Here is a 19,354-nt window from a genome sequence, read left to right as displayed (position 1 = left end):
AATTGTATGCGCTGAAACTGCCGCAAACCATCCCTGGGATGTAAGAAACGACAAAAACCCCCACGCCCGATAAGTTCGGACACAGGGGCTACTCCGGGATAAGTCGGGGAAGCACAGGGAACAGCCAACACTTTGAAACTGGGGGAAGAGAAGATACAGGGCGATAAGCCCGACAAATGGCCGCTGTTTATTGGGGTGTGCGCAGCTTCAACTCCTTTGATCCTGGATAGTCCAGCTTATGCTGCCACTCTATGAAAAGTTCGGATTTCTATCACGTCTGGAAAAATTAGGGCTGCTATAATCATAGACTCTACCTGGCTGTTAGCTGGTCATGACAACAAACGAACTGGTATAATCGAATAGATGTCGAATCACGAATAGATCACGAAAGCAGGTAGATTCCGAGAAAAGATGGTTAAACGCAGAAAAACAACAATTCTTCTCATCGCCGTAGCGCTTCTGGCCTTCTATTACATGCAAATTCAAACCTCCATCCCGGGCGTCCTGCCCGAGCTGGAATGGAATAAAGAAGAGGCTCCGCCCATCACGGATCTTCATCCCTATGTGCTTGAACAGAAGAACAAGCTCGTAAGCCGTGCCAAAGAGCAGAAAATTTCGATCATTATTACCGACGGATTCCGCAGCCACGAGGAACAGACACGCCTATACAATCAAGGCCGCACGACTGACGGAAGCATTGTCACCAATGCAAGAGCAGGCGAGTCCTACCACAATTACGGATTGGCCATCGATTTTGCCCTGCAGCTGGAGGACGGCACCGTCATTTGGGATATGGAGTATGACGGCAATCGGAACGGGAAATCCGACTGGATGGAAGTTGTCGCCATCGCCAAGGACCTCGGTTTTCATTGGGGAGGCGATTGGACAGGCTTCCCCGACTATCCGCATCTGCAGATCGATTTCGGGTTGACGATTCGCGAGCTTCAGCGCGGGGAGCGACCGCCGCTGGATCCGGAAACCCGTGAGTAAGGAGTGGGAAACGGTGCAGTAAAGGGACGCACCGATGCAGTAAGTCCTTCAGCTGCCCTGTCTATAACCTTGAGAAAAGTCGCATGCGATAAACCGCATGCGACTTTTTTAATGGGATTCGGCCTCCCGCGGATTGTTTCTCCTTCGACTTGACATTACACACATCCGGTTATATAGTCATATATATAAGTATATAACTATTGTTGAACTAAGGATCAGGGGGTGATTCGAATTAACGGTTCCGTGCATCCGGACAACAAGCCTCTGTTTATCCAGATCAAGGAGAAGATTGAGGATCAGATCGTGAACGACCAATTGCTTGAAGGGGAGCAGGTGCCTTCCACGACGCAGCTGTCGAATTTTTACAAAATCAATCACATTACGGTCCTGAAGGGAATCAACATGCTTGTGGATTCCGGGCTCATTTATAAGAAAAGGGGTGTAGGCATGTTTGTTGCAGAAGGAGCCAAGGAGATGCTCCTCCGTACCCGAAGAGGCGCATTCGCGGATGATTACGTGGCACCCATGGTGCGTGAGGCGGATAAGCTCGACCTATCCACCGAAGATCTGTTTGAGATCATAACGCAAGTTAAGGAGCGTGAAGCGCATGAATCTTGATATACAATTCGATCAAGTCTCCGTCAACTACGGCGACGTCGAAGCTGTCCGGGACGTATCCTTCCAGCTTGACGGCGGGAAAATTTACGGCCTTCTCGGACGAAACGGCGCGGGAAAAACATCGCTGTTGTCCGTCCTGGCTTCCTTTCGCGAGCCATCCTCGGGGAAGGTTACGGTCGGCGGAGAGCCCCCCTTCGAAAACGCAAAAATCATGCGGGAAATCTCCTTCATGTATGATGTCGATTACAAGGACGAGTCGGATAAAGTGAAAGAGGGGATCGAGGCGGTTGCCCGATATCGGCCCCGCTTCGACAAGGAGTTTGCTTACGAGCTTGCCCGCAAGTTCAATCTTCCGATCGATAAGCCGGTCAAGGAGCTTTCCAAGGGCATGCAGTCGGCGTTTAATGTAACGATCGGGCTGGCGAGCCGCTCGCCGGTCACGATTATGGACGAAGTATACTTGGGGATGGATGCGCCGGCCAGGGAAACATTCTACCGGGAGCTGCTTGAAGAACAGGAGCGGCATCCCCGCACATTCATTCTATCGACCCACCTCGTGTCGGAAATGGACTATCTGTTCGAGGAAGTCATCATCATCCATCAAGGCCGGTTCATCTTAAAAGACGACTACGAATCCTTGACGTCCCGCGGCGTTTCCGTTACGGGACCAGCGCCGAAGGTGGACGAATTCATTCAAGGCATGAAGGTGCTGAACGTCCAGCAGCTCGGCCATACCAAATCCGTCATGGTATACGGGGAATTGAGCGAATCCTCCCGGTCGGCTGCTCACCGTGCCGGTCTGGAGCTCGGGCCGATCTCACTGCAGGACCTGTTCATCCATTTAACCGGGGAGGGATACACCACATGAAACAGTCTTCGTCCTCATCATCGAAAATTGCAGCCGAGATGTTCTATCATCAGGGCTCCTGGGCTTTGGCGTACCTGGTCATCGTCTTCCTCATCCACCTCGTGATCGGGATTACGAACAGCAGCGCTAGGCAAGAGGATTTCTTCTCCATCACGTACAGTTCAACCAAGGGCTTCATGCTGGTCATCGGTATTATTTCCGCCTTTGGCTTCCTAAGCTATTACGTGCGGAACGGCTTCACCCGCAAAGACTTCTTTACCGGCGCTGCCCTGGCCGCCCTGTTGCTGTCCCTTGCTTTTCCTGTCGTCGTCGGTCCCATCAGCATGCTGCTCAGAGCATTGAACGGGATGGGGGAGGATTCCACCGTCCTGCAGCAGTTCGGTGGCAGCTGGCTTATAGCGTTAGCCTCATACGGGATCCAGATTTTTGTCTTTTATTTGGTGGGCTGGATGATCGGCTCTGCCTTTTACAAATATAACTGGATTTACGGTCTGGGCTTCATTGCCATCGGCATCGTCCTGATCGGCATCCTGGATGTCTTGTGGCAGTTCGAGCTGGCCTCCCTATGGGAAAACTTCCTCCCTCCGGTATCGCTTGACGTATCGCTTCCCGTTTCGTTTGCCGGATCGGCGGGCTTCATCATCCTAGGACTCACGCTGATTCGCCTGTTAACCCGCCGCGTGACCATCAAGCTGTAAACCGAAATCGATGTTTTCGTGCCCAAAAAATAAACGGCCGGCTCCGCAGATTACAAATCATCTGCAGAAACCGGTCGTTCTTGTCTATCTTGAAGGAACAGGACTACGAAACGCTGTTCTTCTTCTTGTTATAAATATCGAAGGCGACGGCTGCGAGCAGAACCAGGCCTTTAATGCCTTGCTGCCAGTCGATGCCAAGGCCGATGAGCGACATCCCGTTGTTCAGAACCCCCATCACAAGACCCCCGATAATCGCACCGAACACTGTCCCGATTCCGCCGGTAGCCGAGGCTCCGCCGATGAAGCTGGCCGCGATGGCATCCAGCTCGAAGTTCGTTCCCGCCCTAGGCGTGGCCGCATTCAAGCGAGCCGCAAAGATCAAGCCGGAAATGGCCGCCATCACGCCCATATTAACAAACACCCAGAACGTTACCTTTTTGGTTTTGACACCGGACAGCGCCGCTGCTTTCTCATTGCCGCCAAGTGCGTAAATATGACGCCCCATCACCGTGCGGTTCATGACAAAAGAGTAGATAAGGATCAGCACGAGCAGCAGTATAAGGATGTTCGGCAGCCCGGCATAGCTGGCCAGCATATACGTAAATGCGTTAATGACCGCCGCCATGACCACGAGCTTCAGCACAAACAGGCTGTTTGAAATGACCTCGAATTGATATTTTTGCTGCGCTCTGCGGTCCCGCAATTCGTTAATAATATAGATCAGCGTGAATATGATACCGGCCAGAATCGCGATCAGATTGACACCAAAATCCCCGAAATCCGGTATAAATCCGGAACTGATCTTCTGGAAGCCGGCCGGAAATGGCGAGATCGACTGTCCCTCCAGCACAATCATCGTCAGCCCCCGGAAGAGCAGCATGCCGGCCAAGGTCACGATAAAGGCCGGAATTCGCACATAGGCAACCCAGAAGCCTTGCCAGGCGCCGATCAGCCCGCCGACAATCAGGGAGGCGATCACCGCCACCACTGGGTGAAGCTGCATATCCACCATCATAATCGCGGCTACAGCGCCAACAAATGCCGCAACCGATCCGACCGACAGGTCGATATGCCCCGTAATAATGACCAGCACCATGCCGATCGCAAGCACGAGAATGTAGCTGTTTTGCAGAATCAGGTTCGTAATGTTGATTGGCTCAAGCAGCAGCCCGCCCGTAATCAGCTGGAAAAAAATCATGATGACAACAAGCGCGATAATCATGCCGTACTGCCGTATATTATTTTTGAACAATTTCATCAGTGTTTCCATGCCCGTTCCCTCCCGTCTTGGTCATATATCTCATCAGTGTCTCTTGAGTCGCATTCTCCCGGTTGACTTCCCCGGTAATCCGGCCTGCGCTCATCACATATATCCGGTCGCAAATGCCCAGAATTTCCGGCAGCTCGGACGAGATGACCAGGATGCCTTTGCCTTCATCCGCAAGCTGATTAATGATCGTATAGATTTCGTATTTAGCTCCGACGTCGATGCCCCGTGTCGGCTCATCCAGAATGAGGATGTCCGGCTCGGAATAAATCCATTTGCTCAGCACAACCTTCTGCTGGTTGCCGCCGCTCAAGTTGCCGGTTTTCTGCAGAATGCTCGGCGTTTTGATCTTGAGCTTCCGTCTCATCTCCTCGGCCACCAGAACCTCCTCCCGCTCATTGATCACCGTACGATGGGTCAGCTTGCGCAGCCCGGTGAGCGAGATGTTGCGCTTGATATCGTCGATCAGGATAAGCCCGTAATCCTTCCGGTCCTCCGTCACATAAGCGAAGCCGTTCTCTATCGCCTCGGTGACGCTGTTGTTCTGAATTTCCTTGCCGTCCTTCAAGATGGTGCCGGTAATGCCACGTCCGTAAGACTTGCCAAAAATACTCATCGCCAGCTCCGTCCGCCCCGCCCCCATCAGACCGGCGATGCCTACAATTTCACCTCGCCGTACCACCATGTTGATCCGGTCCAGCACCTTGCGCTCCGCCTGCTGCTCGTGATACACCGTCCAGTCCTTGATCTCCAGCGTCACCTCGCCGATATTCGGCGTCCGCTCCGGATAGCGGTTCGTCAGATCCCGGCCGACCATCCCGCGGATGATCCGGTCCTCGCTCACTTCCCCGCTATGCATATCCAGCGTCTCAATCGTCTTGCCGTCCCGGAGGATCGTGATGGAATCCGACACCTTGGAGACCTCGTTCAGCTTATGGGAGATCAGGATACAGGAGATTCCCTGCTTCTTGAACTCCAGCATCAGCTGCAGCAGATTTTCACTGTCATCCTCGTTGAGGGCTGCGGTTGGCTCATCCAGAATGAGCAGCTTCACTTTTTTGGAGAGCGCTTTCGCAATTTCGACCAGCTGCTGCTTGCCGACACCGATGCTGCCCACCGGCGTGTTCGGATTTTCATCCAGGCCAACCTTGGCCAGCAGCTCCTTGGCACCGGTGATCGTTTCATTCCAGTCCATAATGCCGCGGCGGGATCGCTCATTGCCAAGATAAATGTTCTCCGCAATCGACAGATAAGGGATGAGCGCCAGCTCCTGATGGATGATCACGATCCCGAGCTCTTCGCTCTGTTTAATATTTTTGAATTCACATACGCTGCCTTTGAACAGAATCTCCCCATCATACGATCCGTGCGGATACACACCGCTCAGCACCTTCATCAGCGTGGATTTGCCTGCCCCATTCTCACCGCACAGCGAGTGGATCTCACCTTCGCGCACCCGCAAATTGACATTCTCAAGCGCTTTGACACCGGGGAATTCCTTCGTAATATTGCGCATTTCCAGAATGTATTCCGACATACGCCTCACCTTCCCTTCCTTTCCTTCGGGCTGTACCTTCGCTCCAGCCGCTCGATCTTGTCTCGAAGCTCACTCATTTCAGTCCGATCTCTTCGCGGGTATAATAACCGGTCTCGACCAGCTCCTTCTCCACAGCCGAAGCGTCTACCGGCACCGGAGGAAGCAGATAAGCCGGAACAACCTTGACTCCGTTATCGTAAGTTTCCGTATCGTTCACCTCGGCCTCCTGCCCGTTAATGATGCTTTCAGCCATATCGACCGCCTTCTCGGCCAGCTTCCGCGTATCCTTGAAAATCGTCATCGTCTGCTCGCCCGCAACGATCGATTTCACCGAGGCCAGCTCCGCATCCTGTCCGGTAATGATCGGCAGCGGCTTGTTCGCAGATCCGTACCCGACACCCTTTAGCGAGGAAATGATGCCGATGCTGATCCCGTCGTACGGCGAGAGCACCGCGTCCAGATTGGCATTCGAATAGTTCGCGCTGATCAGGTTGTCCATCCGGGCCTGGGCCAGCGCCCCGTCCCAGCGCAAGGTGGCGATTTGGGCCATCGTGGTTTGCTTGCTGCGGACGACCAGTTGTCCGCTGTCGATATACGGCTTCAGCACGGACATCGCGCCGTCGTAGAAGAAGTAGGCGTTGTTATCATCCGGGGAGCCGCCGAACAGCTCAATGTTGAACGGGCCTTTTCCCTCCTTCAGCCCCAGCTTCTCCTCGATATAGGAAGCCTGCTGCACCCCGACCTGGAAGTTGTCGAAGGTAGCATAGTAAGACAGATGCTCCGTATTTCGAATCAGCCGGTCATACGCAATGACCCTGATGCCCTGATCATGCGCTTTCTTGATCACATCGGTCAGCGTGTTGCCATCGATGGAGGCAATAACGATCACATCGACCCCTTTGGTAATCATGTTCTCGATTTGCGATATCTGGTTCTCCACCACATCCTCCGCAAATTGCAAGTCCGTCTTGTACCCTTTCTCCTGGAACAACCGCTCCATGTTCTTCCCATCCGCTACCCAGCGTTCCGACGACTTGGTTGGCATGGCCAAGCCCACGTAGCCTTTATCCTTGTCGCCAGCGCTGCTCTCCGCCAGATTGCAAGCCGTCAGAGCCATCAGCAATACGGCGCTCCATAGCGCTAACCATCCTCTTCTCATCGGCTTTTAGGTCTCCTTTCCGTCATGCTGATTGGAGAGCGCTTACATTCAGTGGAAATGTAAACCTCCCTTTACCTCCAAGGATACACCGACGTTGCTGCAGGGTCTTTTTAGGAATCCAACCTTTTTTATAAATTTCATACCTTTGTGGTAAAAAAATCCTCATCTACAAGCAGCACGCCCCGTTCACTCCTGCTCAGGCAGAAATGATCGGGGCGTAGAGTGCTTCGCCATATCGGTGGCTATGTACTTTGTCTTTGCGCTTTATGCTTTGTACTTTGTGCTTTGTGCTATGTACGATTTGTCGTACAAATCCGAGGCGACACCCAGGGAGGGCAGCCCATTTGTATGATTCATCATACAAATATCCCTCACGAACACATCCAAACCTTCGATGATGTACGATCCATCGTACATAACGGCCCATTCCATCGAATAAAAGGGGAATTTGTACGACACATCATACAATCCCCCTCTCCTTATTCATACCGCCTCGAAGCGGAGAACAATGCCGCCCGAGAATATATACAGGCGACCATGTCATAGTAAACAGCCGATCTCACGATCGGCTGTCTTCAAACGCATACATCTCATCCCATAACGCTTCGGTTATTCCTCGGCATAAGCCGCTCCCTTCCGGTAACGGTTGGGCGATACGCCCATCACCTTTTTGAAGGCAGTGCTGAAATAATGCTGACTGTCATAGCCGACCTGCTCTGCGATTTCATGAATCGTGTGATCGGTGGAAGTGAGCAGCTCGATCGCCTTCCGGATCCGGGTCTGGGTCAGGAAGCCGACAAAGGATGTGCCCAGCTCTTTTTTCAGCATGCGGCTTAAATAGACGGGCGACACCTGCAGCCCCGCTGCAAAAGCTTCCAGCGTCAAGTCATGCTGTGCGTATACCTCGTGGATAAGCTGCCTTGCTCTGCGCACGATCGGCGACAGCTGCGATTCCCGGAACACCGCCTCCCGGCAAGCATCATACGCCTCGCTGACGCCGCCCAGCTCTGACTCGACCGGCTCCAGATGCACATTGACGGTCCGTTTGATATATTTCAGCACCGCCTTCTCCATGTCCACGGCCGCTTCAACCGGAAGCTCTTCCCATAAGCAGATGCCGATCAGCCCGGTCTGCTCGCGAAACAGCATATGCGGCACATCGTGGATCAGCTCAGCGATAATGTTCTCAATCGCAAACAGGTACAGCTGCCGTTCGCCCTCCTTCATCAGCGGCTGATTCGAGGCCGTTTCCGGCCAGCGGACGATGCCAATCTGCAGCGGCAGCCTCGGGGGCAGCCCCAGAAACTCCAGCTGCTCCAGCGCCTCGTTATGACTGATCAAGCCATGAATCCATTCCAGACAGAAGCGCTCGCGCAGCAGCGGAATATTCTTCTCGATCTGCTCCGACGCTTTCTGGAAATACAGATCGCGCACATGCAGCTCGTCCAGCTCCTGCTTCACACTTCGCAGCACCTGATTCAGATGCTCGGCGTTCACCGGCTTTAAAATATACTCCTTCACGCCCAGCCGGATCGCCTCCTGGGCGTAAGCAAATTCATCATGCCCGGTGACGATCACAAACCGGCAGGACGGGCGCTCCTCCTTCAGCCGTTTCATCAGGGCAATGCCGTCCATAAACGGCATATTCATATCCACCAAAGCAATGTCGATATTCTCCTGCAGCGCCAGCTCCAGCGCCTCTTCCCCGTCCTCCGCTTCACAGGCAACTTCCATGCCCAGCTCTTCCCAACGCACCGCATCCCGAATCCCTTCGCGAATGATCGGTTCATCATCGGCAATCAATACCCGGTACTGCCTTCTCATCTTCTCACTCTCCTTGCTCGTTTGAGGCTTTGGGGACGGTATGCAGCAGCGGATGGCGAATGATGACGCGGGTCCCTGTACCCTCAGCGCTTTCAATATGAATGCCATATGCCTCGTGGAAGGTCAGTCTAATCCGGGCCTGCACATTCAGCAGACCATAGCTGCGGCTGGACCGCTCCTCCCCGCCGGCTGGCTCCTGCATCGCCGACAGCGGGTCTTCCAGCAGGCGGCGCAGCTCCGCCAGCCGCTCCGGCGACATGCCCGCACCGTTGTCCGTCACCGTCAGCAGCAGCATTCCCTCCTCCACTTCGGCCGAAATGACGATGCTGCCCGGGCCTCGCCGGGCTTTGATGCCATGATAGATGGCGTTCTCCACAATCGGCTGCAGCAGCAGCTTCAGCACATACAGGCCCTCCGCTTCCGGAGCCAGATGCAGCTCGTAATGCAGCCGGTCGCGGTATCGGGTCTTCTGGATTTGCAGATAGCTTGTAATATGCGTCCATTCGTCCTGAATAGGGATGATATCGCTTCCCTTGCTCAGCCCGATCCGGAACAGATGCGACAACGACTCCACCATGCCGGACACATCATCCGCCCCTTTTTTCAGCGCCATCCAGTGAATCGTATCCAGCGTGTTATACAGAAAATGAGGCTTGATATGCGCCTGCAGGCTTCGCAGCTCCGCCTCCCGCTTCTGCCGCTCCTTCAGCTCGCTCAGCTTCATCAGCTTGCGAATTTGCAGCAACATGCGGTTGAAGCTGCGCCCGAGCATGCCTACCTCATCCTGCCCTCCGCCCCAGTAACGGATCGTCAAATCCCCGGACTCCGCTTTCTGCATGAACGACATCAGCTGGCGAATTGGCCTCGAGATCGATTGTGACAGCGTGTACGATGCCGTTAAGCCGAAGAGACAGACGACAAACAGGAAGCACACCAAATAAAATTGAATTTTCCGGACCTCATGCACCGCCTCGCTCGCCCCGAATACCCCGAGCGTGCTCCAGCCTGTGAAGGAGGACGTCACGTACATGAACTGCAGCATCTGACCGCCGACTTCACGCACGAACGTGCCGCTCTCCTCTTCCGGAAACCAGGCGGGCGGGATTCCCGCAATCGGGGAATGATCCGGAGTGTAGATCGGCTTCCCATCCCTCGCGGTGACCATCAGATAGCCGTCTTTTCCAAGCGTAACCCCGCGCACGGCACCCGCTACCGCTCGCAGCTTCAGATCAATCAGAACAGCGCCAGTCACCTCCCGCGTATCCGGATCCACGAAAGAGCGCACAACCGAGATCAGTTCATCGTTGGAATAGAACACATGCGTGGTCACATTGCGCTGCACCGGATGGCCCAGCACAGTGAAGATCCCCTCGCGCTGTGCCGCTTCCACATACCAGCTTTCCTCCGTCAAATTCCCGTCGCTTCGGGCATACATCTCGTTGCTGATGTAGTCCCCCTCATGATTCACGACCAGGATCGCCGCAATCTCCGGATACAGCGTGGTGAATCCTTGGAGCAGCTGACGGATCTCATACCGCTCACTCTTCTCTTCGCTCAGCAGCGCATGCGGAGCTTCGCCATTCCCCTCGCCGCTCTCGGTGCCGTCCCCGGACATCTCCCCGCTTAAGAAACGCTTGACCGCAGGGTCAAATCCGATCAGATACGTAATGCTCTGCAGATTCTCCATGTTGTTGTCGAGCGTTTGATTCACTTTCCCGATCAGCTGAAGCGTATTGGCTGTCATCTGTTCGTCAACGATGCGGTTGACCGTCCAATTCACCAGCACGCCAAGCGCAATGGAAGGAAGGATGCCAATCATTAAGAATAAAACAATAAGCTTGTATTGCAGCGGCCAATCGCCGAAACCTGTCCACCGTTTAAAACGTCTCCGCCAGCTGCCCGGTTTGAATTCGTAATTATTTGGCATAAAAATCATCCACATTCTCACGGGTCACAATCGTGATCCCGGTATCTACGCGCGGCGGAAGCGGAGCCACATCATTGCCCAGCGTCGGAGCCGGAACGGTCAAGCCATGATGAAGGTGAAACAGATACTGAAGCGACCAATAGCCCATATTCCATGTACCCTGGGCAATCGTGGCCGACACCGTCCCGTCCGATATTCGGTCAAGCGTCTCCTTGTTCGTATCAAATCCGATAATTCGCAGCTCCCCCTTCCTGCCTGCCGCAATGACCGCATCAGCCGCGCCTGCCCCGCCGCTTGCTTCGGTGGCAAAGACGCCTCGCAAATCCGGATGCTCCTCCATCATCTCCAGCACCGCATCCCGCCATATAATCGCGTCACCCTTGCCTTCCTTCACCGCAACCACCTTCATGGCCGAATATCGATGGGCAATCGCTTCCTTGAAGCCGCTGGTGCGATCCGCGTGATTCTGCTGTCCGGACTGCGTAATGATGCCCACCTCGCCCTCTCGGCCCAGAAGCTGGGCCATCTTGTCGGCTGCGGCAGCCCCTGCGTTGTAATTGTTGGTGGCCAGAAATGAGTATGCCTTGCTTCCTTGCGCATCCGCATCAAACAGCACCACCGGGATGCCTGCATCCACCGCCTTGTTGATCGTCGCGGTCAATGCGCTGGAATCAATCGCTGACAGGGCGATGCCGGCCGGCTTCTTCGCAATGACCTGCTCCAGCACCATGATCTGCTCCTTCACGTCATACTGCGTAGCGCCTCGGTATTCGACCGACACGCCAAGCGCGTCGCCTCCGTCCTCAAAGCCTTTTAATATATTCTTCCAATATTCCATCCCTGACTGGAACGTGACCATGACGTAATTCTCGCCAATGCTTCCCCGCAGTCCTCCATCCTCCCAGGCCGCGGAGCGTCCCTCATCCATCCGGTACATCACCACATACACCAGAAACGATACAATCAGCAAGCCGTAAACCACCATCAGCTTTTTCACCGGTGCAACCTCCGATCCATTTCTCCCATGCTCTCATGCAATCGGTTACAAAAGTAATATACTGCAAGAACCGGGAAAATTTCAAACGCATGCCACTGCCAAGACTTCAGCTTAGCGGCATTCACGGCAAGCTGCCCTATGAAAAAAGACTGCGGCGGCCTTCACTTTTGGCTGCTGCAGTCCTCGGTCATTACGAGCATCTTCACTGTTACATATCTGCTATAAACGATCCGTTCAGGGGAACATGTCCAGGTATGCTATGTATGTAAACGTCTTGCTCATCAACGGTTTCATTATCGGACGATTTCATCCCGGGTGCAAGCCCGATCACTCGAGCCCGACGCTATAAAATTGGGCGACCTCCCCAGCCAGTTCCTCTGCCGAACGCTTGCCTGGGAGCAGCTGCTGCAAGGTCAGTCTCTCCACCGCCCCTACAAGGCAATCGGCCGCGACCGCCACATCGAATCGGGACTCCCCATCAAGCCCATGATGCCTGGACAGCAGACAGCGCGCAATTACCGCAGCCAGCTCCTCCTTCATATCCGCTGCTTCCTCGCTAAGGAAAAAACCGATCCGTGTCAAATCGGGATGGTGAGCCAGCTGTGCAAACAGCCGCGCCAGGAACGAGCGAACAGCAACCGTTACCGACTCACAGCCCCGCTCAGCCTCTCGCCCGCACTCTTCCATGAGCGCTTTCAATCCCGACCGGAACATGCCTGTCAGTTCGGCGAATATGGCCTCCTTGCTTTGAAAATACAAGTAAAACGACGGCTGTGTTAACCCCGCTTTGGAGACAATTGCACTGACCTTCGTCTCGTGATACCCTAACCGGGCGAATTCGCTGGCGGCAGCTGCGAGTAATCGTGTCCTGCTCTCTTGTCCATTGGCACCCTTCTTCCTCAAAGCTATCGAACCTCCGCATCCATCATGTTGTGAGTAAAAGTTATCGTTCATTATACTCCAACGTATTTGCCGGATGCCACGAAAAGAATGCAATAGAATGCAGAATCTATCTGTTCTGCAAATGACCTCCAAATGGCTGTCACCCATTTAAAACTTTACATCCGTCCCGGAACACGATAACGTTATTTATAGTGAAACTCACAAAATCCTGAGCAGCACAAACGATACTTAAACTGCCTTGGCACATCCAGAAGGAGAAATATAGCATGTCGGATATCGCATATACAAATTCATTCCCCTATGATTCCGGGGAAGCCTCGTCTTCCCCGGAATCCGCGCTGCATCGGCCGCATGTGCTGATCGCAACCGCTGTCGATGCCGAGCGGGAAGCGGTCCTGCGCGGGCTCGGTCAAGACGGCCGGTTTGATGTTGTTGCCGTCGGCGTCGGACCGGCGGCAGCAGCGGCCTACACCGCACGCGCCCTCGCCCGGCACCGCTATGGCCTCGTCATCAGCGCAGGCATCGGCGGCGGATTTGCCGGACAAGCCGCGATCGGCTCCCTTGTCATCGCGAACGCCATCGTGGCCGCCGATCTCGGTTCAGAGACCCCGGACGGATTCCTTAGCGTTCAGGAGCTTGGCTTCGGCACGGATCGAATCGTACCGGACGCCGATCTGTCACAGCGCTGGATGCAAGCGCTGGAACGAGGCGGATTATCGGCATACCACGGGCCGATTCTGACCGTGTCCACAACGACGGGCAGCGCCGAATCCGCCGCCTTCCTTGCCCGGCGCATTCCCGGCGCTGCTGCTGAAGGAATGGAAGGGTTCGGCGTAGCGACGGCGGCGGCAGCTTATGAACTGCCCGTTCTGGAGATCCGGGCCATCTCGAACGCCGTCGGTCCTCGCGACCGGGGGGCGTGGAAGATCAAGGAGGCGCTTGAAGCGCTGGAAGCGGCCAGCTCACATCTACTGGAGGTATTGACATGAAGATTGCATTTTCCCCTTGTCCCAACGACACCTTTGTATTCCATGCCTGGGTGCACGGGCTGATTCCCGGCGCGCCTGCGCTGGACGTGTCCTATGCGGACATCGATATAACCAACCACTGGGCTGCCGAAGACAGGCAGCATGATATATTGAAAATATCCTATGCCGCCTTGCCCTGGGTGCTGGACGAGTATGCCCTGCTTCCGTGCGGCGGCGCACTCGGCCGCGGATGTGGGCCGCTCGTGCTGACAGCGGACCACCTGACGGACGGCAGTGCGCCGGTTGGCCCTGCCAGCCTGTCCGGGCGCCGCGTGGCGGTTCCGAGCGAACGCTCCACCGCCTATCTGCTGTTCCGGCTGTGGGCTGCGCAGAACGTTCCGGGCGGACTCGGTGAAATTGTCGTGTTGCCCTTTGACCAGATTATGCCTGCCGTCCGGGACGGCAAGATCGATGCCGGACTCGTCATACACGAGGCCCGGTTCACTTACCCTTCCTACGGCCTGAAGCTGATGACAGACCTCGGAAGCTGGTGGGAGACCGACACCGGGCTTCCGATTCCGCTCGGCGCCATTGTCGCGCGCCGGTCGCTGGATCTGGCTCAAATCTCGGCCTGGGCTCGCGCTTCTGTCGAATATGCCTGGAAGCATCCTGAAGCCTCACGGCAATACGTACTGGAGCACGCCCAGGAGATGGACCCGGCCGTGGCCGATGCCCACATCAAGCTGTACGTCAATTCGTTTACTGCCGATCTCGGTGCTGACGGGTACGGTGCCATCACCGCGCTGCTAACCCGCGCTGCCGATGAAGGGCTAGTTCCGCGGGTAGATCCCGCCCTGCTGCGTCTGCCTTAACCGCATCATCCCACGACTAAAAGAGGATTGCCGCCCCCGGTGTCTTACCGGGTACTTGCGGCAATCCTCTCTGTGGTGAATCGGACATTATCCCTGTTACCTCCAGTCAACCTCTGTCCTCGCCATCTATTGCACCCTCTCCGCGGATTGCTTCTGACAGCTGGCGATATATGCCCACAATCTCCTCCATCGGCATGCGAACCAGCCCGCTGGAGGAAGGAGCAACGAACTCCCGGATTCCCTCGGTCACCGGTTCCGCCTGAAAGCCCCAATCCACCCGCTGCCTGCCGCTATATTCGGTATAAACTCCTTTTCCGACAAAGCAGGCTATCTGCGGCTGGTACTTCTGCAGCTTCTCCCTGAGCAGCGCCCGGCCAGCCTTGTATTCCTCCCGGGTAATGTCCTCCGCTCCCCTTGTCGGACGGGAAACAATATTCGTGAAGCCATAGCCGAGCTTCAGCAAGTCCCGATCCTCGGAAGCCGCGTATCGGCGCGGGGTCAAACCGGATTGATTCAATATTCTCCAGAAGTTGTTTCTCGGGTTGGCATAATGGTGGCCAACTTCCCCTGAGCGCAAGCTCGGGTTAAATCCGATAAACAAAATGGACAACCTATAATCCAAATGATCCGGAATTTCGTTCATGTCCATCCCTCCAAGCTCCATATCTCCTTCAGTGCAGCCCGAAACAAGGCATCCACTTCACTTTCCATCCCGCCTGGGGCAGCTCGATATTCACGGGTTGTATGTTCATAATGACCGATCTGCTCGGTCAGATAATGACGAAGTGACTGCATGCGCACTGCAGGCAGCGTCCGACTCCCCGCTCTTTTGGCCTCCAGCAGTTCGAGTGCCTCCGCGCGCACGATATCCTCTCCTCCCAGCAGCGTTTCCGTCAGCGCTCGGAGCGGAACCGGCGGCATATCGCCGAATCTCTCGATCCACCCGCAAGCCAGCATCGGCCGCAGCACTTGAATCAACCGTTTGACCTGAACCTGGTCCTGCTCCCAGGCTTGTCGGTCATTCCGAGCCGCCATCTTCACATAGTGATGAATACAGGCCTTCGGAGAGAACAGCATCCCGGCCAACCTACGGAGCTGCTCAAGAATAGCGCCATGCTCGATATACCGGATCGGCGAATTCAAGCATTCCAGCAGTGTGGGATTGGATTTTTGCATAAGCCTTAACGCTTTTATCATATCCCAGCCGCTCATATCCTCCTGGCCTTCCAGCGGATATACGAGAACGTCCTTTTTCTCCATAACGGATAAATACCACTCCACCGGCCGGAGGTACAGAAAACGAACGTCATAGTCGCTGTGTGCCGACGCAGTTCCTACAGCCCGGCTGCCAAGCTCGCAGGCATACACAACCACGATATTTTCTTTCCGCTCGATTTCCTTCAGTTTCTGCACAATCCCCTTGCGATCCCATAAACGCATTCTCCGCACCTCCAATCAGACAGCAACGTCAATGAATGGTCCAGCACCCCGAACTTATGCATGATTCCCACTCTTGCCCGTCCCATTGCCCATCAATCGATGCCATTATACCACGGTATGGCCCCTATCATTCACTTGACCATGATCCATGTAACCATGTTAATACACCGCAGGAACAAAGAAAGCTGCCCGTTCTGTAGAATATATCTGCAGATACGGACAGCCTTTCCCTGACTGTGGTTATATCTTATTGCGCATCTAGCGCCTCTTGAGGCACTTCGATTTTGTTGATGGCATTATGCTGGGCATAAGTGCTCTTCATCTTCATGTCAAGCTCTACCGATTGACCCTCGGCCTCCATCGTCAGAACCATGTCAACATCCGATCTCATCGGCAGATAAGATTCCTTGTTCACACTGTACACAATTTTGATGCTTTTAATATCCATTTGCTCAATCATAGCTTCAGTCTGTGGATCGCTTCCTGCCTGATCCATAATAGACTTGGCAAGATCCTTGAGGTTATTGCCGGACACATCAGCCGTCAGGACATACTCGTCACCCTCTTCGGTGATCTCAGTATCCTGTGCAATCATTTTGAATTGCTCAACCTGTTGTTCAGCGCTCTGTTCAACGCCTTCAATGGAGCTTCTGATCTCCCCTTCGGACTCCTCCGGAATCTTCATCCATTCGTCATCCATCTGCAAGTAGATTCCATTCTCCGTAATATATTGCAGCATCTCCATATTGCCTTCTGGAGAGGACATAACCATATTCTGCTTCATCTCCAACGGCTCGATGGTCACCTCGGAGTCCAGCTTCATATTAATCGATTGTTCTTCTTGACCTTCCCCATGGCTAACCACAAAATTCTGCTCGATGTCTGCTGCAAGCGCAAAACTTTTCATTTCTTTGCTCGCTTGTGCAGCCTTCTCGATCAGTTCATCAACCGTTGGAAGCTCCGATTCCTTTGGTTCTTCTTCATTGACCGGCGTCTCCTGCGGCTCAGTAGACTGCTCCTCCGATGATGGTGTTTGTGCCGCTGTTGGTTCGTCTTTCTTTGCATCCCCGCACGCGGTCAGACCGATTGCTAAAATTGCTCCCAGTAATAATGCTGTCCATTTCTTCAAAACAAGTTCCTCCTAAACATTATAAGTCCTGTTGCTTTGTCTTCTTTGCCCTATGTAATCTATCTCGTGTTGAAAAAAATGTGGAAAGAAGCTACATTAATTCTAGCATCAATGCGAGGTGAACTCAAATTGGAAAATCTGCTCGTCACTGGTTACCGTGCGCATGAGCTTGGCATATATGACCAGAAACATAAAGGCATACCTTACATTCTGCAAGCGATGGAGAACCGGCTCATTCCATTGCTGGACGAAGGTCTGAAGTGGATCATCACTCCCGGTCAATACGGGGTTGACCTGTGGGCGATCGAGGTTGCGATCCGGCTTAAACAACATTACCCCGAACTGCGATGTTCCATTCTGACCGCCTATCAAAACCCGGAAGAACGATGGAATGATCAGAAAAAAGCATACTACGAGCAAATTCTCCGCGGTGTGGATTACTATGCTCCCGTGAGCAAACAGCCTTATGCCGGCAGCTGGCAATTTGCCGCCCGGGATGAGCTTCTGCTTCGCAAAACCGACGGCATCCTGCTCGTCTATGATGAAGAGGCCGGTGTTGCCAGTCCGAAATTCATCAAGGAGCGGGCGCTGGCCAAGCAAGAAACGGAAGGGTACCGGTACATTAGCATCGGCACTGAGGAGATCCAGGCCGTCGCCGATGAAATGAACAGCTCGATGTTTGAGGAATGACAAGGTCCATCCCCGGCTATGATCCGCTATAGAAACGTGTAAACAACAAAGAGCCATCTCTCCAATCGCTCGGTCTGAAAGGATGCTCTCCGTACATGCTTGAACGTCCTCCCCCATGTGAGGCTTCCATCGAAATTGGAGTATGGCTCTCGCTATTAGAATCTGGCGCGATTATGCCAGAAGCTTATGGATATCTGTATAGGCATAGCCGTGCGCTTCTGCGACCGCTTTATAGCTGACCTTGCCGTCCATGACATTGATCCCCTTGGCCAGTGCCGGATCCGCAAGCGCGGCTTGACGCAGCCCCTGGCTGGCAATCTTCAGCCCGTAAGGAGCCGTCACATTCGTCAATGCGAGCGTCGAGGTACGGGCTACGGCGCCAGGCATATTCGCAACGGCATAGTGAATGACGCCGTGCTTCTCGTAGGTAGGATGATCATGGGTTGTAATCCGGTCGATCGTCTCGATCGAACCGCCCTGGTCGATAGCCACATCGACAATCACAGAGCCGGGACTCATCGCCTTGACCATCTCTTCTGTAACGAGCCTTGGCGCGCGGGCACCCGGAATCAGAACCGCCCCGATGACGAGATCGGCGGACTTGACCGTTTCAGCGATATGATAGGAATCGGAGATGATCGTTTTGACACGGCCTTGGAACAGATCGTCCAGCTGACGCAGCCGATTCGGATTAATGTCGAGAATGCTGACCTCCGCCCCCATGCCAAGAGCGATCTTCGCTGCATTGGTACCGACGATGCCGCCGCCGATCACCGCGACCTTTCCGGGCGCAACCCCGGGCACGCCGCTCAGCAGCACCCCTTTGCCGCCGTGGGCCTTCTCCAGAAAATGCGCGCCGATCTGAATCGACATTCTGCCTGCCACTTCACTCATCGGTGTCAAGAGCGGCAAGCTTCCGTCCGGAAGCTGAATTGTCTCATAGGCTACCGCACTCACCTTGCGTTCAACCAGCGCCCTGGTCAACTCTGCCTCAGGGGCCAGGTGGAGATAGGTATACAGAATTTGCCTTTCCTGAAAGTAAGCATATTCCTCCGGAAGCGGCTCCTTGACCTTCACCACCATCTCCGCTTGCCACGCTTCGGCAGCTGTGGGCACTATCCGTGCGCCGGCAGCCTCATAATCTTCATCTGTAAATCCAACACCAGCGCCTGCGCCGGATTGCACCAGCACCTCATGGCCGGCATGCTTGAAGCTGAGCACCGTTCCGGGGGTCATCCCGACCCGATTCTCATTGTTCTTAATCTCTTTAGGTACCCCTACCCTCATAAACTGTGACCTCCCGCATGCATTCTTGATTCTTGCACAATGGCCCAATGAAACTGTAGTTCGATCTATAGGGTCTAGCATGATGCCGATAATTGCAGTGTACTATATCCTATGAAAATATACGAGCGTCTGCAGCAGGAAAACGCCCCTAAATCATATTAGGGGCGTCCAGGCATCACA

18 protein-coding genes are annotated in these 19,354 nt (G+C 54.3%); 7 read left to right on the top strand and 11 right to left on the bottom strand.

Annotation, left to right across the window (positions count from 1 at the left end; genetic code table 11):
• Nucleotides 1–411 precede the first annotated feature (411 nt).
• From CHH75_RS20125 to CHH75_RS20110, 4 genes are all read left to right on the top strand, one after another.
• Nucleotides 412–990: a M15 family metallopeptidase gene (locus CHH75_RS20125; RefSeq protein WP_095268094.1), complete on the top strand. Its 579-nt coding sequence runs from the start codon at nucleotides 412–414 to the stop codon at nucleotides 988–990.
• A 231-nt stretch (nucleotides 991–1,221) separates the two neighbouring features.
• Nucleotides 1,222–1,608 carry a GntR family transcriptional regulator gene (locus CHH75_RS20120; protein WP_095268111.1) on the top strand — a complete coding sequence of 129 codons (387 nt, stop codon included), beginning with the start codon at nucleotides 1,222–1,224 and terminating at the stop codon, nucleotides 1,606–1,608.
• Complete coding sequence (locus CHH75_RS20115) at nucleotides 1,598–2,476, top strand: ATP-binding cassette domain-containing protein (RefSeq protein WP_095268093.1); 879 nt, start codon at nucleotides 1,598–1,600, stop codon at nucleotides 2,474–2,476. The genes CHH75_RS20120 and CHH75_RS20115 overlap by 11 nt, the downstream gene beginning before the upstream one ends.
• On the top strand, nucleotides 2,473–3,174 hold the full coding sequence (locus tag CHH75_RS20110; RefSeq protein ID WP_095268092.1) for a Tat pathway signal protein: 702 nt from the start codon (nucleotides 2,473–2,475) through the stop codon (nucleotides 3,172–3,174). Before CHH75_RS20115 ends, CHH75_RS20110 begins: the two co-directional genes overlap by 4 nt.
• Nucleotides 3,175–3,277: 103 nt before the next feature.
• On the opposite strand, the gene mmsB is transcribed toward CHH75_RS20110, so the two are convergent.
• The 7 genes from mmsB to CHH75_RS20070 form a co-directional block, all read right to left on the bottom strand.
• Nucleotides 3,278–4,444, bottom strand: coding sequence for a multiple monosaccharide ABC transporter permease (gene mmsB / locus CHH75_RS20105; RefSeq protein WP_095268110.1), 1,167 nt, complete (start codon nucleotides 4,442–4,444; stop codon nucleotides 3,278–3,280).
• Nucleotides 4,413–5,978: a multiple monosaccharide ABC transporter ATP-binding protein gene (mmsA, locus tag CHH75_RS20100; RefSeq protein WP_095268091.1), complete on the bottom strand. Its 1,566-nt coding sequence runs from the start codon at nucleotides 5,976–5,978 to the stop codon at nucleotides 4,413–4,415. Before mmsA ends, mmsB begins: the two co-directional genes overlap by 32 nt.
• A gap of 73 nt (nucleotides 5,979–6,051) precedes the next feature.
• The gene (chvE, locus tag CHH75_RS20095) at nucleotides 6,052–7,137 is read right to left on the bottom strand and encodes a multiple monosaccharide ABC transporter substrate-binding protein (protein ID WP_095268090.1); all 1,086 of its coding nucleotides are present in this window, start codon (nucleotides 7,135–7,137) and stop codon (nucleotides 6,052–6,054) included.
• Between the two features lie 609 nt (nucleotides 7,138–7,746).
• Entirely contained in the window at nucleotides 7,747–8,961 is a 1,215-nt protein-coding gene (locus CHH75_RS20085; protein ID WP_095267334.1) for a response regulator, read from the bottom strand.
• Nucleotides 8,962–8,965: 4 nt separating this feature from the next.
• Complete coding sequence (locus tag CHH75_RS20080; RefSeq protein WP_095399031.1) at nucleotides 8,966–10,897, bottom strand: cache domain-containing sensor histidine kinase; 1,932 nt, start codon at nucleotides 10,895–10,897, stop codon at nucleotides 8,966–8,968.
• Nucleotides 10,878–11,885, bottom strand: a complete 1,008-nt coding sequence (locus CHH75_RS20075) for a substrate-binding domain-containing protein (protein ID WP_095267332.1) — start codon at nucleotides 11,883–11,885, stop codon at nucleotides 10,878–10,880. The genes CHH75_RS20080 and CHH75_RS20075 overlap by 20 nt, the downstream gene beginning before the upstream one ends.
• 327 nt (nucleotides 11,886–12,212) lie before the next feature.
• The gene (locus CHH75_RS20070; RefSeq protein ID WP_095267331.1) at nucleotides 12,213–12,788 is read right to left on the bottom strand and encodes a TetR/AcrR family transcriptional regulator; all 576 of its coding nucleotides are present in this window, start codon (nucleotides 12,786–12,788) and stop codon (nucleotides 12,213–12,215) included.
• A 266-nt stretch (nucleotides 12,789–13,054) separates the two neighbouring features.
• Here CHH75_RS20070 and CHH75_RS20065 point away from each other — a divergent pair, with 266 nt between their 5' ends.
• A complete protein-coding gene (locus CHH75_RS20065) occupies nucleotides 13,055–13,777 on the top strand; it encodes a futalosine hydrolase (RefSeq protein WP_095399030.1) in 723 nt (240 codons plus the stop codon).
• The gene (locus CHH75_RS20060) at nucleotides 13,774–14,628 is read left to right on the top strand and encodes a 1,4-dihydroxy-6-naphtoate synthase (RefSeq protein WP_095399029.1); all 855 of its coding nucleotides are present in this window, start codon (nucleotides 13,774–13,776) and stop codon (nucleotides 14,626–14,628) included. The genes CHH75_RS20065 and CHH75_RS20060 overlap by 4 nt, the downstream gene beginning before the upstream one ends.
• Before the next feature lie 106 nt (nucleotides 14,629–14,734).
• Here the strand turns inward: CHH75_RS20060 and CHH75_RS20055 are convergent, their stop codons facing one another.
• The 3 genes from CHH75_RS20055 to CHH75_RS20045 all read right to left on the bottom strand — a co-directional run bounded on the left by CHH75_RS20055 (nucleotide 14,735) and on the right by CHH75_RS20045 (nucleotide 17,197).
• A complete protein-coding gene (locus tag CHH75_RS20055; protein ID WP_095399028.1) occupies nucleotides 14,735–15,271 on the bottom strand; it encodes a mismatch-specific DNA-glycosylase in 537 nt (178 codons plus the stop codon).
• Nucleotides 15,268–16,068: a nucleotidyltransferase domain-containing protein gene (locus tag CHH75_RS20050; protein ID WP_095399027.1), complete on the bottom strand. Its 801-nt coding sequence runs from the start codon at nucleotides 16,066–16,068 to the stop codon at nucleotides 15,268–15,270. The genes CHH75_RS20055 and CHH75_RS20050 overlap by 4 nt, the downstream gene beginning before the upstream one ends.
• A gap of 247 nt (nucleotides 16,069–16,315) precedes the next feature.
• On the bottom strand, nucleotides 16,316–17,197 hold the full coding sequence (locus tag CHH75_RS20045) for a DUF6612 family protein (RefSeq protein WP_095267326.1): 882 nt from the start codon (nucleotides 17,195–17,197) through the stop codon (nucleotides 16,316–16,318).
• Between the two features lie 129 nt (nucleotides 17,198–17,326).
• Between CHH75_RS20045 and CHH75_RS20040 the strand changes: the two genes are divergently transcribed.
• Complete coding sequence (locus CHH75_RS20040) at nucleotides 17,327–17,887, top strand: SLOG family protein (protein ID WP_095267325.1); 561 nt, start codon at nucleotides 17,327–17,329, stop codon at nucleotides 17,885–17,887.
• Between the two features lie 171 nt (nucleotides 17,888–18,058).
• Here the strand turns inward: CHH75_RS20040 and ald are convergent, their stop codons facing one another.
• The gene (gene ald, locus CHH75_RS20035; protein WP_095399026.1) at nucleotides 18,059–19,174 is read right to left on the bottom strand and encodes an alanine dehydrogenase; all 1,116 of its coding nucleotides are present in this window, start codon (nucleotides 19,172–19,174) and stop codon (nucleotides 18,059–18,061) included.
• Nucleotides 19,175–19,354 lie beyond the last annotated feature (180 nt).

Origin of the sequence: Paenibacillus sp. 7541, assembly GCF_002276395.1 — a bacterium.
GTDB classification, from domain to species: Bacteria; Bacillota; Bacilli; order Paenibacillales; family Paenibacillaceae; genus Paenibacillus_AQ; species Paenibacillus_AQ campinasensis.
This window is presented reverse-complemented; position numbering and strand designations above follow the sequence as displayed.